This is a genomic window from Mycobacterium sp. DL (genome assembly GCF_039729195.1).
In the GTDB taxonomy this organism is placed as follows: Bacteria; Actinomycetota; Actinomycetes; order Mycobacteriales; family Mycobacteriaceae; genus Mycobacterium; species Mycobacterium hippocampi_A.
Window position 1 is genome coordinate 2,920,273 of record NZ_CP155796.1, and the last position, 12,667, is coordinate 2,932,939.

At 66.7% G+C, this 12,667-nt stretch carries 13 protein-coding genes; 7 read left to right on the forward strand and 6 right to left on the reverse strand.

The features are described 5' to 3' along the window. Genes rpmI through ABDC78_RS14010 form a run of 3 tightly spaced genes read left to right on the forward strand, consistent with a single transcriptional unit; the run spans position 1 to position 1,458 of the window. Positions 1-195 (forward strand): 50S ribosomal protein L35, encoded by a 195-nt coding sequence (gene rpmI / locus ABDC78_RS14000; protein WP_137145251.1) that lies wholly within the window; start codon positions 1-3, stop codon positions 193-195. A gap of 49 nt (positions 196-244) precedes the next feature. Next, the gene (rplT, locus tag ABDC78_RS14005; protein WP_178359288.1) at positions 245-634 is read left to right on the forward strand and encodes a 50S ribosomal protein L20; all 390 of its coding nucleotides are present in this window, start codon (positions 245-247) and stop codon (positions 632-634) included. A gap of 59 nt (positions 635-693) precedes the next feature. Further along, the gene (locus tag ABDC78_RS14010; protein WP_178359337.1) at positions 694-1,458 is read left to right on the forward strand and encodes an RNA methyltransferase; all 765 of its coding nucleotides are present in this window, start codon (positions 694-696) and stop codon (positions 1,456-1,458) included. On the opposite strand, the gene ABDC78_RS14015 is transcribed toward ABDC78_RS14010, so the two are convergent. From ABDC78_RS14015 to ABDC78_RS14025, 3 genes are read right to left on the reverse strand one after another with little or no spacing between them, the layout of a single operon-like run. Next, positions 1,455-2,234: an SDR family oxidoreductase gene (locus ABDC78_RS14015; RefSeq protein WP_178359289.1), complete on the reverse strand. Its 780-nt coding sequence runs from the start codon at positions 2,232-2,234 to the stop codon at positions 1,455-1,457. The two genes, ABDC78_RS14010 and ABDC78_RS14015, sit on opposite strands and share 4 nt — an antisense overlap. A gap of 33 nt (positions 2,235-2,267) precedes the next feature. Next, positions 2,268-3,518 carry an acyl-CoA dehydrogenase family protein gene (locus ABDC78_RS14020; RefSeq protein ID WP_178359290.1) on the reverse strand — a complete coding sequence of 417 codons (1,251 nt, stop codon included), beginning with the start codon at positions 3,516-3,518 and terminating at the stop codon, positions 2,268-2,270. 4 nt (positions 3,519-3,522) lie between these two features. Further along, a complete protein-coding gene (locus ABDC78_RS14025; protein WP_178359338.1) occupies positions 3,523-4,536 on the reverse strand; it encodes an oxygenase MpaB family protein in 1,014 nt (337 codons plus the stop codon). 158 nt (positions 4,537-4,694) lie between these two features. Between ABDC78_RS14025 and ABDC78_RS14030 the strand changes: the two genes are divergently transcribed. Further along, complete coding sequence (locus tag ABDC78_RS14030; protein WP_347133460.1) at positions 4,695-5,546, forward strand: adenylate/guanylate cyclase domain-containing protein; 852 nt, start codon at positions 4,695-4,697, stop codon at positions 5,544-5,546. A 26-nt stretch (positions 5,547-5,572) separates the two neighbouring features. Beyond that, positions 5,573-6,376, forward strand: coding sequence for a rhomboid-like protein (locus ABDC78_RS14035; protein ID WP_178359292.1), 804 nt, complete (start codon positions 5,573-5,575; stop codon positions 6,374-6,376). Between the two features lie 4 nt (positions 6,377-6,380). Here ABDC78_RS14035 and ABDC78_RS14040 read toward each other — a convergent pair whose 3' ends face one another. Then, complete coding sequence (locus ABDC78_RS14040; RefSeq protein WP_178359293.1) at positions 6,381-6,707, reverse strand: hypothetical protein; 327 nt, start codon at positions 6,705-6,707, stop codon at positions 6,381-6,383. A 237-nt stretch (positions 6,708-6,944) separates the two neighbouring features. Further along, the gene (locus ABDC78_RS14045; RefSeq protein ID WP_178359339.1) at positions 6,945-8,525 is read right to left on the reverse strand and encodes an FMN-binding glutamate synthase family protein; all 1,581 of its coding nucleotides are present in this window, start codon (positions 8,523-8,525) and stop codon (positions 6,945-6,947) included. A gap of 73 nt (positions 8,526-8,598) precedes the next feature. On the opposite strand from ABDC78_RS14045, the gene pheS reads away from it, so the two are divergent. Together pheS and pheT are read left to right on the forward strand one after the other, a co-directional pair. Further along, complete coding sequence (pheS, locus tag ABDC78_RS14050) at positions 8,599-9,642, forward strand: phenylalanine--tRNA ligase subunit alpha (RefSeq protein ID WP_178359294.1); 1,044 nt, start codon at positions 8,599-8,601, stop codon at positions 9,640-9,642. Beyond that, positions 9,642-12,128, forward strand: a complete 2,487-nt coding sequence (gene pheT / locus ABDC78_RS14055; protein ID WP_178359295.1) for a phenylalanine--tRNA ligase subunit beta — start codon at positions 9,642-9,644, stop codon at positions 12,126-12,128. Before pheS ends, pheT begins: the two co-directional genes overlap by 1 nt. Here pheT and ABDC78_RS14060 read toward each other — a convergent pair. Further along, on the reverse strand, positions 12,116-12,661 hold the full coding sequence (locus tag ABDC78_RS14060) for a DUF6512 family protein (protein WP_178359296.1): 546 nt from the start codon (positions 12,659-12,661) through the stop codon (positions 12,116-12,118). The two genes, pheT and ABDC78_RS14060, sit on opposite strands and share 13 nt — an antisense overlap. Between the last annotated feature and the right edge of the window lie 6 nt (positions 12,662-12,667).

The following is a 12,667-nucleotide window of genomic DNA, read 5'->3' on the forward strand; positions in this document are numbered from 1 at the left end:
ATGCCTAAGGCGAAAACCCACAGCGGCGCTTCCAAGCGTTTCCGCCGTACTGGAACAGGCAAGATCGTGCGCCAGAAGGCCGGCCGTAGGCACCTGCTCGAGCACAAGGCGAGCAAGCGCACCCGGCGGCTCGACGGTCGCACCGAAGTGGCCGCCAACGACAAGAAGCGCATCGCAAAACTGCTGAACGGCTGACCTTTCGGCCCCAAGCCCGAACCTGACCCGAATGAGATAGGAAGACCCCATGGCACGCGTGAAGCGCGCAGTCAACGCGCAGAAGAAGCGGCGCACAATCCTCAAGGCCTCCAAGGGCTACCGCGGCCAGCGGTCGCGGCTCTACCGCAAGGCCAAAGAGCAGCAGCTGCATTCGCTGACCTACGCCTACCGCGACCGCAAGGCGCGCAAGGGCGATTTCCGCAAGCTGTGGATCACCCGCATCAATGCGGCCGCTCGCGCCAACGGCATCACCTACAACCGGTTGATCCAGGGCCTCAAGGCCGCAGGCGTCGAGGTCGACCGCAAGAACCTCGCCGAGCTCGCCGTCAGCGACCCGGCTGCCTTCACCGCACTGGCGGATGTCGCCAAGGCCGCGTTGCCGGCTGATGTGAATGCACCGTCGGGCGAGGCTGCCTGACGGAGGACAGGAGCGAAGCGACCCGGGAAATGTCGCCGCTCACCGAGCGATCTGCCCGGGTGGCGGCCGCAGTCAAGCTGCACCGTCACATCGGACGTCGTCGCGCCGCACGCTTTCTCGCCGAGGGGCCCAACCTCGTCGAGGCCGCGTTGCGGCGCGGAGTCGTTTCTGAGCTGTTCGCCACCGAGAGCGCAGCGCAGCGGTTCGCCGGACTGTTGGCCCATACCCCGGTGCAACTGGTCACCGAGCGTGCCGCAAAGGTGTTGTCGGACACGGTGACTCCCGTGGGCCTCATTGCGGTGTGCTCGATGCCCGAGGTGAGTCTCGACGGTGTTCTGGCCGGTGCGCCGTCGCTGCTGGCGGTACCTGTGGGTGTTTCTGAGCCAGGAAACGCCGGCACCCTGATCCGCCTCGCCGACGCGATGGGTGCCGATGCGGTGGTGTTCGCCGGGCACAGCGTCGACCCGTACAACGGCAAATGCCTTCGCGCCTCGGCGGGAAGCATCTTCTCGATTCCAGTCGTCAGCGAACCCGACGCGGAGGGTGCGGCGAGCTGTATTCGGCAAGCGGGCCTGCAGGTGCTGGCGACCACGCTCGATGGCAACGTCAACCTCGACGAAGCCGAGTTGACGGACCCGACCGCGTGGCTGTTCGGTCCCGAGGCCCACGGACTGCCCGCCGAAATCGTGGCCCTGGCGACGGCCAAGGTGCGAATTCCGATGGCGGGCGCCGCCGAAAGCCTCAATGTCGCTGCGGCCGCGGCCATCTGCCTGTACGAAACCGCGCGCCGCCGGCGCGACGCAGGGCCGTCGGCGACTGTCTAGGTGGACTTGAGGATCCGTTCTGACACCGTGAGCATCAGTTTCCTCGGCGTGAACCGGTATCCCGCGGCCAGGAGAGTGTTACGCAATCCGGACACCACGGTCGGGGAGCATTTGTCGAGCGCGGCCAATGCGGTGTCGACGACCTGCTTGGGTGTCTGGCGGCCGTCGGTGAGGAACTCGTCTCCGGTGCGGGCGAAGAACTCGGTCTCCGTCGCCCCGGGACACAGGGCGAGCACCTTCACCTTGGTGCCACGGCACTCCTGCCAGACGGCTTCGGTGTAGGACAGCACAAACGCCTTGGTGGCGCCGTAGACGGCCATGCCCGGTGTCGGCTGGAAAGCCGCGGTCGACGCGACGTTGATCACGGCACCGAACCGCCGGTGTGTCATCGACGGCAGGAAGCGTGCCGTGAGGTCAACCAGTGTCCCGCAATTCAACTGGATCTGTGCAGCGTTGGCCTCAGGATCCTGATCGATGAACTTCGAGTGCAATCCGACGCCGGCGTTGTTGACCAACACATCGATGGTCCGTCCGAGCTCACGTACCTTGCTTTCGACTTCGGCGCCAGCACCGGGCGCCGCGAGATCTGCGGTGACCACATCGATCACGATCCCGGGGTGCTTGGCGACGAGGACCGCGCGCAAGCCTTCGAGTTTGTCGGCCCGCCGCGCGACCAGCACAAGATTGGCGCCGCGCTGCGCGAGCTGGACGGCGAACTCCTCACCGATCCCGCCGCTCGCCCCGGTGATCAATGCAGTGCTGTTGCTGAAGTCCACCTGACGCTCCTGCGGTAGTCGGCGAACTCGAGGCTAGTCGCTCAGCAGACCCCTGGCTACGTGCGTGATCTGGACTTCGTTACTGCCGGCGTAGATCATCAGTGATTTGGCGTCGCGGGCGAGCTGTTCCACCCGGTATTCGGTCATGTATCCGTTGCCGCCGAACACCTGGACAGCCTCCATCGCGACGTCGGTCGCGGCCTGGGAGCAGTACCACTTGATCGCCGAGGCCTCCGCGAGGGAGATGGTGGTACCGGTCTGGGCCGCCTCGATCACCCGGAACAGCATGTTGCGCACGTTCATTCGTGCGACCTCCATGGAGGCGAGCTTGAGCTGGATCAGCTGGAACTGGCCGATCTCCTTGCCCCACAGCGTCCGGGCCTTGGCGTAGTCGACACAGAGTCGGAGGCATTCCTCGATGACGCCGAGCGCCATCGCGGCCACACCGATGCGTTCGGCCGAGAAGTTGGAGCGGGCGCTGTCTCGGCCGGTGTCGCTGGCTCCGTCGCCCTCGGTCTCACCCAGCAGGCGATCCCGGCCGAGCCGGACGTCGTTGAAGAACAACTCTCCAGTGCGTGACGAGTGAATACCCATCTTGCGGAAAGGCTTCGACTGGACGAAGCCGTCCATCCCGCGGTCCAGCACGAAGGTGAGGACTTTGCGGTCGCGCTTGTCAACACCGGAGTCCCTTTCCTCGAGCTTGGCGTAGACCACGACGACGTCGGCATCCGGACCGTTGGTGATGAACGTCTTCTGGCCGTTGAGAATGTAGTCATCACCGTCGCGCACCACATAGGACTTCATCCCGCCGAACGCGTCCGAACCTGAATCGGGCTCGGTGATCGCCCAAGCCCCCACCTTGTCGTAGGTCACCAGATCGGGGAGCCAGCGTTCCTGCTGGGCGAGGGTGCCACGGCCCATGATGGTCGGCACGGTCAGCCCGAGGCTGACCCCCATCCCGGTGACCACGCCCATCGAAACCCGGCACAGCTCGCTGATCACCACAAATCCCATGCCGGCCGATCCGCCGTCGCCGCCGAACATCCCTCCGGAAGACGGCTTGTCCCGAGCGGAATCGCCGCCCTCGCGCAGCCGGGTCAGTCGCTTGTCGAGCGAGTCGCGCGCCATATCGGCGATGCCGAAGGTCGTAAAGAGATTGCGGATGATGGGGTAGGGCTCCATCTCGCCGCTTTCGAGTGCGTCGACATGAGGCCGTACCTCCTTGTCGACGAACTCCCGAACGGCGTCACGCACGGCGATATCGACGTCAGACCAATCGAGCATGTGTTCAGGCTGCCTTACCGCTATTGCGTGCGGGTCGGATACCCGCCAGCGAGAAAGTCGTGTGCACCAGCGAACCCACCCGATCGAGAAGCGACTTGTGCGGCGGCACGTAATGCACGGGTTCGTCCCGGCGGTCACGAGGGGGTGCGGTGAATGCCGGCGCCTCCACCAGTGGGGCGTCCGCGGGAAGGCTGCCCTTCGCGCGGCGGTACGCGGCCACCGCCCGCGGATGCAATCTGACCTCGTCCGGCACGGCGACAAAAGCAAGCTCGACCGCCTTGCCGAAAAGACGCAACAGAACCTCGTCTCCGGCCGTCCACCGCATCCCCGCGCGCTCGCGGAGCACAGGGTCGAAAAGTCCTGCGGCGATCCATCGTTGAGCGCCGACCATCGGTTTGAACATCTGGTCCCACACCGGGGTGGGCATCAACACGAACCAGGGCTTCGGGATACGTATGGAGAAGATGTCCCTGGTCGCCTGGTTGATCTCGAGTTCGTCGCTGCACTTGCGGTCCCAGTACTGCTGGAACTCTTCCCAGGACTCGGGCACCGGCCGCATGCTCATCCCGTACATCCGATACCACTGCACATGCTCGTCGAAGAGTTGATGTTTCTCCGCCTCGGTCAGCCCGCCGCAGAAGTACTCCGCGGTCTTGATGATCAGCATGAAGAACGTGGCATGAGCCCAGTAGAACGTCTCGGGATTCAGTGCGTGGTAACGCCTGCCGTCGGCATCCACGCCCTTGATGGTTTCGTGGTAGCTGCGGATCTTGGCGCCGGTCTGCTCTGCCCGGTCGCCGTCGTAGACCACTCCCATGATCGGATACACCGAACGCGCTACCCGCTGCAGTGGCTCGCGCAACAGGATCGAATGGTCCTCGACGCCGGCACCGAGTTCCGGGTACATGTTCTGGATCGCGCCGATCCAGACTCCCAGCATCCCGGTGCGCACGTCGCCGAAGTACTTCCACGTCAACGAATCAGGGCCAAGGGGAGTCCCGTTGGCCGACGTTGCCATCGCCACTGATCGCACCGCTTCACGATACTGCTGACAACATTCGTTGTCTACGGAATCCGACGGCGTCGGGCGCAGTGTTACGGAGCCGCTGCCGCGGAGCCACACGGTTGTGACCTGCCGGTTTATTGCCGCGTTCGGGCTCGATTAGGCTGGGCGACGTGGACGACGACCCGCCGGGTGGACGGATAGGCGGACGTTCGTCAGGGCCGGTGGGTTGGCTCAAACAGGCCAACCACAGTCCCAACCTCATCTCCTTTCTCAGGCGGGCGCGCCGCGCTCTGCCTGGTGACCCTGAGTTCGGCGATCCGTTGTCCGTCGACGGGGTCGGAGGACCCCGGGCTGCCGCACGTGCCGCCGACCGCATCCTGGAGCGCGAAGCGGTGTCCCGGGAGGTCAGCCTCGGGGCGCTGCAGGTATGGCAGGCGCTGACGGAGCGGGTGTCCGGTCGCCCCGCCAATGCCGAGGTGACGTTGGTGTTCACCGACCTGGTTGGCTTCTCGGCCTTCTCACTCGGCGCCGGTGACGGCGCCACGCTGAAACTACTTCGTCGGGTCTCCCAGGTCGTCGAGCCGCCGCTACTCGAATCCGGCGGTCACATCGTCAAGCGCATGGGCGACGGGATCATGGCGGTCTTCACAGATCCCGAAACCGCGGTACGTGCAGTGATCACTGCACGCGAAGACCTGAAATCCGTTGAAGTAGAGGGTTATACACCTCGGATGCGAGTCGGCATCCACACGGGCCGTCCGCAGCGCCTCGGCTCGGACTGGCTGGGAATCGACGTGAACCTGGCCGCGCGGGTGATGGAACGGGCCACCCGGGGGGAGCTCATCGTGTCGCAGGACACGCTGGAGCGGATCCCGCCGGAGGTTCTCGACACCCTCGGGGTGACGGCGAAAAAACTGCGCAAGCAGGTCTTCGCCCCCAAGCAGGAGGGGGTGCCCCCCGACTTCGCCATGTACAGGTTGAGAATTCGCAGGCAGTTGCCAGGAGACGAGCACGAAGACTAGCTAGTCGACGGCGGATAGTGGACACGGTGCTGTCTGGATTGCTCGCGTGTCTGGCACGGGTGAAGGTGACCGCCTGCTACGCCGTGACCGTCACATCGGTCGCCGCCGTGATGTCGACCATGGACCCCGACAGCCACGATGCGCTGATTCGTCACGCCAGCACCAACCTCCACAATCTGAGCCACGGACGGTTCGGAACACTGGTGGGCAGTGCGCTCGTCGTCGACTCCGGCCCGATCTACCTGTGGCTGCCCGGCTTGGTCTGTCTGCTGGCGCTAGCCGAATTGCTCTGGGGCAGTGGCCGGTTGGTGGTGGCCTTCGCGGTGGGGCACATCGGTGCGACGCTGGCGGTGGCGGCAGGTCTGGTTGGCGCGGTGCGACTCGGCTGGATGTCCGCATCGGTTGCCCACGCACCTGACGTCGGGATGAGTTACGGCGCGATGGCCGTTGTGGGTTCGCTCGTCTCGGCGATGCCGTCGCGATGGCGTGTCGTATGGACGGGGTGGTGGCTGGCCGTTGCGGCCGTCGTCGTCGCCTCGCCGGGTCGCGATTTCACCGATGTCGGACATGCGGTGGCGATGGTGCTGGGGATGGCGGTATCGACGCGGTTCGGGGTGCCCTCCCGGTGGAGTCCACCGATGGCGGTTCTGTTGACCGTCGCCGCCGTGTTCGGATTCCTGGTTCTGGCCGACGACGTCGTCACCATGGTTTGTGGCGCTGTGTCGGCGCTGGTGGGATTGCTTGTCCACGAGGTGTTCTCGCAACGACGACGATCGGGGGTTCGCGCGACGCGGGGCGCCCCTCGTGAGGGCGCCCCGCGTGGTCGGTGAGGTGTTACTTGACGTCGACGAAGTAGACGTGGCCGGTGGTCTCGAGGACCCGGTCGTCGCCCTGGGCGTCCCAGACGTATTCGTTGATGGCCGGACCCTGCCGCACCGAGGTCACGCCGGCGTCGTCCAGTCCGGCCGAGCCCTGGCGGTTCACGATGACGCGGTTGCCGTCGGCTTCCAGCGAGCTGATGGTGTCGGCGGCGCTGCCTCCGGCGGGGGCCGCCTTCGGGGGCCACGGTCCGGCGGCGGCGGGGCTCGCCAGCCCGATGAAGGCGGTGGCGAATCCTGCGACAGCGGCGGTGATGGCGGTGGCGGCGGTGAGGTTCTTCATGATTGTTGCCCTTCCCTGTGTAGGTCGGAGCCGTGGAGCGAATCTCGCGGTTCTGACGTTTTCTTGGTGTTCTGATGGCCTAAACCGGCAGGTCACGGGTTTAATTCCGGTGGCAGTAATTGATCGGCCCGGTGGCAGGATCCTTGCGCCATCCACCGCCGAAACTGCATTCCACGCGCGAAAAACCGCCAAAGGACCGCGTGCAACACAATCTCGGCGAGCTCGGGACGGGGCCCGTCAGCGGAACTCGTCGGCGGAGGCCTCGATCCAATCGGACCGCCACGATTCCGGCGGATCCTCGAGCAGTTCACCCGGCATCAGCCAGTTGTAGATCTCGGCGTAGGTGCGGGAGCGCTGGCTTTCGACGCGACGGTTGAGCATCGCGGGGGACAACTCATGGAATCCGGCCAGGCCCATCGATGCCACGATCTGAGCGGCACTGGCCACTGTCGCGCGCTGGAAGTTGAACACCCGCGCGGTCTTGTCGGGCACATCGAGAGCGCGGGTGCGGGCGGGATCCTGGGTCGCCACTCCGGTCGGGCAGTGATTGGTGTTGCACTCGAGCGCTTGGATGCAGCCCACCGCGAACATCATCGCCCTGGCGGCCAACGTGAAATCCGCGCCCTGGCAGATCCTGCTGACGATGTCGACGCCACTGGCGACCTTGCCCGACGCTCCGATCTTGATCCGGTCCCGCAATCCCGTGCCCACCAGGCTGTTGTGCACCAGCATCAGCCCCTCGGTCAGGGGCATGCCGACGTGATCCTCGAATTCCTGTGGTGCCGAGCCGGTTCCGCCTTCAGATCCGTCGACGATCACGAAGTCCGGCGCGATCCCCGTGGCGAGAATGCCCTTGCAGATCGACAGAAACTCCGAGCGTGCACCGACGCAGAGCTTGAAACCCACCGGCTTGCCGCCGGAGAGGGCGCGCAGTGTCGCTATGAACTCTGCCAGTTCGATCGGATTCCGGAAGGCGCTGTGCGCCGGCGGTGAGACCACCGTGTGTCCCACCGGCACCCCGCGGGTGGCGGCGATCTCGGCGCTGACCTTGGAGCCGGGAAGCACCCCGCCCAGGCCCGGCTTGGCTCCTTGGGACAGCTTCACGGACACGGCTTTGACCGAAGGCAGCGTCGCCTTCTCCGCGAAGGCCGCGGGGTCGAACCGCCCCTCGGCGTCACGGCATCCGAAGTAGCCCGAACCGATCTCCCAGATCAGATCCCCGCCACCGCGCAGGTGATACGGGCTGATCCCGCCCTCCCCGGTGTCGTGGGCGAACCCGCCGCGCGCCGCTCCGGCGTTGAGCGCCTCGATGGCGTTGGCCGACAGCGCCCCGAAACTCATCGCGGACACGTTCAGCAGCGCGATGTCGTAGGGGCGACTGCAGTCGGGGCCGCCAAGTCGGACCCGCGGATCCAGGTCGTCGGCGAACCGTGCCCGCAGCGAATGGCGCAGGAACTCGTACCCCACGGCGTTGACGTCGCGCTCGGTGCCGAAGGGCTCGTCGCCTTTGGTCCCCGCGGCGCGTTCGTAGACCATGTCGCGCGTCTCGCGGTCGAACGGTGACGCTTCGGTGTTGGCCTCGATGAAGTACTGGCGGATCTGCGGCCGAATCGATTCCATCAGCGGGCGGGCGCGTCCGACGATCGGGTAGAGCCGGTAGACGGTGTGCCGGGTCTGCAGCAGGTCCCACGTTCCCAGCGCCGCCAGGGCGATCAGAAGCACCGCGGGCAGCACCCACCAGCTGCGGTGGAACACCGACAGCGTGGTGGCCGCAAAGCCCAGTACCCATACTCCGCCGACGATGAGGGGCCGGATCAGCACCGCGTGAGGGTATCGCGCCGCGCGACAAACGCATGCGAAGTGCGCCCAGCGCATCGCCTATGATCGCCGGGTGGCTGAGCAGCCAGTGGACCTTTCAGAGAATGCGCTGGCCGACGCGGTCAGCGCAGCCAGGCATGCCTTCGACCAGGCAGCGAGCCTCGACGACCTCGCCCGTGCCAAGACCGAGCACCTAGGCGACCGCTCGCCGGTCGCGCTGGCCCGGCAGAGCCTCGGGTCGCTACCCAAGGCCGAACGCGCCGATGCAGGCAAACGGGTCAACGTCGCGCGGACCGAGGTCCAGAGCGGCTACGACGCACGACTGGCGGTGCTGCGCGCCGAGCGTGACGCCTCGGTCCTGGTCGCCGAGCGCATCGACGTCACGTTGCCCTCCACCCGGCAGCCGATCGGCGCCCGGCACCCCATCACGATCCTGGCCGAGCACGTCGCCGACACCTTCGTTGCGATGGGCTGGGAGCTGGCCGAAGGCCCGGAGGTCGAAACCGAGCAGTTCAACTTCGACGCCCTGAACTTCCCGCCGGATCACCCGGCGCGCAGCGAACAGGACACATTCCACATCGCGCCTGACGGGTCTCGGCAGGTGCTGCGTACGCACACCTCGCCCGTACAGATCCGCGCGCTCCTCGAGCGGGACCTACCGGTCTACATCATCTCGATCGGCCGCACGTTCCGCACGGACGAACTCGACGCGACCCACACCCCGGTCTTCCATCAGGTCGAGGGACTCGCCGTCGACAAGAACCTCACGATGGCCAATCTGCGCGGCACCCTCGACGCGTTCGCGCGGGCCGAGTTCGGGCCTGAGGGCCGCACCCGGTTCCGGCCGCACTTCTTCCCCTTCACCGAACCATCGGCCGAGGTCGACATCTGGTTCCCGAACAAGAAGGGCGGGCCGGGCTGGGTGGAATGGGGCGGTTGCGGCATGGTCAACCCGAACGTTCTGCGTGCCTGTGGAATCGATCCTGAGGTCTATTCGGGCTTCGCGTTCGGCATGGGACTGGAGCGCACCCTGCAGTTCCGCAACCGTATCCCCGACATGCGCGACATGGTCGAGGGCGACGTGCGTTTCTCGCTGCCGTTCGGGGTGGGCGCCTGATGCGACTTCCGTACAGCTGGCTGCGCGACGTCGTCCAGGCCGGCACCCCGGGCTGGGACGTGTCACCCGCGGAGCTCGAGCACGCGCTGATCCGCATCGGTCACGAGGTCGAGGAGATCATCCCGGTCGGTCCGGTCACCGGCCCGCTGGTGGTCGGCAGGGTGGCGCAGATCGAAGAGCTCACCGAGTTCAAGAAGCCGATCAGGGCCGTAAAGGTCGACGTCGGCGAAGACGATTTGCGTGACATCGTCTGCGGCGCAACAAACTTCGCCGTCGACGATCTTGTCGTCGTGGCGCTGCCGGGCAGTACCCTGCCCGGGGACTTCGCCATCGCCGCGCGCAAGACCTATGGCCGTACCTCCGACGGGATGATCTGCTCGACATCGGAACTCAACCTGGGCGCTGATCACTCCGGGATCCTGGTGCTGCCGCCGGGGACCGCCGACCCGGGCGCACCCGCGGCCGAGGTGCTGGGTCTCGACGACGTGGTGTTCCATCTCGCGATCACCCCCGACCGGGGCTACTGCCTGTCGGTGCGCGGGTTGGCGCGCGAGATCGCCAACGCCTTCGATCTCGACTACGTCGATCCGGCCGATGTCCCGGCGCTGCCCGTCCAGGGCGAGGCGCTGCCGGTGGTGATCGACCCCGGCACGGGTGTGTTGCGTTTCGGATTGCGGCCGGTCACCGGGATCGACCCGCAGGCTGTGTCACCGTGGTGGCTTCAGCGACGACTGCTGCTCAGCGGCATCCGCGCCATCTCGCCGGCGGTGGATGTCACCAACTACGTGATGCTCGAGTTGGGCCACCCGATGCACGCCCACGACCGCAGCCTGATCACCGGCGGCTTCCGGGTGCGCTTCGCCGACCCGGGGGAGACCGTTGTCACTCTCGACGACGTCGAGCGTCGTCTGGATCCCGCCGATGTGCTGATCGTCGACGACGTGGCCACCGCCGCGATCGGTGGCGTGATGGGTGCCGGCACCACCGAGGTCCGTGCCAGCACCACCGACGTGCTCCTGGAAGCCGCGGTGTGGGATCCCGCCTCGGTGTCCCGAACCCAGCGGCGCCTGCGTCTGCACAGCGAGGCCGGCCGTCGATACGAACGCACCGTCGATCCCGCGGTATCCGTCGCCGCACTCGATCGCTGCGCTGTGCTACTGGCCGAGATCGCCGGTGGCACCGTCGATCCCACGCTCACCGATTGGCGGGGCGATCCGCCTGTCGACGATTGGTCGCATCCGCCGGTGAGCATGCCCATCGACCTGCCCGATCGCACCGCGGGTGTCGCCTATCCGCCGGGTGCCGCCCAGAAACGCCTCACCCAGATCGGTGCCGACGTCGTCGTCGAGGGCGACCGTGTCACCGCCACCCCGCCGAGTTGGCGTCCCGACATCCGTCAACCCGCGGATCTGGTCGAGGAAGTGATGCGACTGGAAGGTCTCGAAGCCATTCCGTCGGTGCTTCCGCCCGCCCCGGCCGGACGGGGGCTCTCGCCGTCCCAGAAGCGGCGCAGGGCAGTCGGAAAATCGTTGGCGCTCAACGGTTATGTGGAGGTCCTGCCCACCCCGTTCCTCGCCGGTGACATTTTTGACCAGTGGGGCCTGCCCGACGACGACGATCGCAGGCGGACCACCCGGGTGCTCAACCCGCTGGAGGCCGATCGACCCGAACTCGCCACCACGCTACTGCCGGGTCTGCTGGAGGCGTTGGTGCGCAACGTGTCCCGGGGTGCGGTCGACGTCGCGCTGTTCGGTGTCGCCCAGGTCGTCGAGCCCACGTCGGAAACCCGCGCCGTGGAGCGCATTCCGAATGACCGCAGGCCCACCGACGACGAGATCGCGGTGCTCGATGCGTCGCTGCCCCGCCAGCCGCAGCATGTCGGAGCAGTGCTGGCCGGACTTCGTGAACCCGCGGGACCATGGGGCCCGGGCCGGCCGGTGCATCCCACCGACGCCTTCGAGGCGGCGCGCATCATCGGTAGGGCGTGCGGTGTCGAGTTGACCCTTCGCTCGGCCAAGCGGCTGCCGTGGCACCCGGGCCGCTGCGCCGAAGTTCTGGTCGGCGAGGTGGTCGTGGGGTACGCCGGCCAGCTTCACCCCGCGGTGGTCGAGCGGTGCGGGCTTCCCAAGGGTGCGTGCGCGCTCGAGTTGGACCTTGATGCCATTCCGATCACCGAGACGCTGCCGGTACCTGCAGTCTCGCCCTTCCCGGCTGTCTTCCAGGACGTCGCACTCGTGGTCGCCGACGAGGTGGCGGCGCAGAGTGTGGTCGAGGCGGTGCGTGCCGGTGCCGGTGAGCTTCTCGAGGACGTCCGACTGTTCGACGTGTACACCGGCCCGCAGGTCGGCGAGGGGCGCAAGTCGCTGGCGTTGGCACTGAGGTTCCGCGCAGGCGATCGCACCCTCACCGAGGAGGAGGCCAGCGCCGCACGCGATGCCGCGGTGGCTGCCGCCGCCGAGCGCGTGGGTGCGGTTCAGCGACGCTGATCGAGCCCGTACCCACCGGTGATCTGGTCCCTGAACAGAGCGACATGCGGCGGCGCGTAGGTGGTCCAGGCGAAGACCACCATAGGCGCCAGCAGCGCGACCCACCCGGTCCACACGACGACCGGGCTGCCGCTGAAGGCCGACCCGGCATAGGACACGCACAGCCCCACCACCACGGCGACGATGAATATCGATCCGTCCACCAACAACCGTGTGCGCATGTCGGCGTGAGGCAGCAGAGCGGCCGTCAACACGTAGAGACCGAGAATAAGAGCGCACATCGTGTAGAAGCCGACCGCGCGTGCGGCGGCGAGGGCCGGCGGGTGCTCTGAGGCCGCCATCTGGACCGCGGTCATCACCAGCAGCGGCCAGTAGGCCATCTTCAGGTGTTCCCAGACGCTCTCGTTGATCGGGCAGAGCACCGCCAGCACCCGACGCCGGCCGCTCCACTCGAAACAGAAATGCAGTAGCGTTCCACCGATGATGACGACCGGGATTCCGAGCAAATCCCAGGCCAGAGCGCTGTCCGCCATCTCCTC

What these genes read in the sequence shown, in the direction of transcription:
- ABDC78_RS14020 (WP_178359290.1), bottom strand. Translation starts at nt 3,518, where the DNA reads ATGCTCGATTGGTCTGACGTCGATATCGCCGTGCGTGACGCCGTTCGG.
- ABDC78_RS14025 (WP_178359338.1), bottom strand. Translation starts at nt 4,536, where the DNA reads ATGGCAACGTCGGCCAACGGGACTCCCCTTGGCCCTGATTCGTTGACG.
- pheT (WP_178359295.1), top strand. Translation starts at nt 9,642, where the DNA reads ATGCGACTTCCGTACAGCTGGCTGCGCGACGTCGTCCAGGCCGGCACC.
- ABDC78_RS14060 (WP_178359296.1), bottom strand. Translation starts at nt 12,661, where the DNA reads ATGGCGGACAGCGCTCTGGCCTGGGATTTGCTCGGAATCCCGGTCGTC.
- rplT (WP_178359288.1), top strand. Translation starts at nt 245, where the DNA reads ATGGCACGCGTGAAGCGCGCAGTCAACGCGCAGAAGAAGCGGCGCACA.
- ABDC78_RS14040 (WP_178359293.1), bottom strand. Translation starts at nt 6,707, where the DNA reads ATGAAGAACCTCACCGCCGCCACCGCCATCACCGCCGCTGTCGCAGGA.
- rpmI (WP_137145251.1), top strand. Translation starts at nt 1, where the DNA reads ATGCCTAAGGCGAAAACCCACAGCGGCGCTTCCAAGCGTTTCCGCCGT.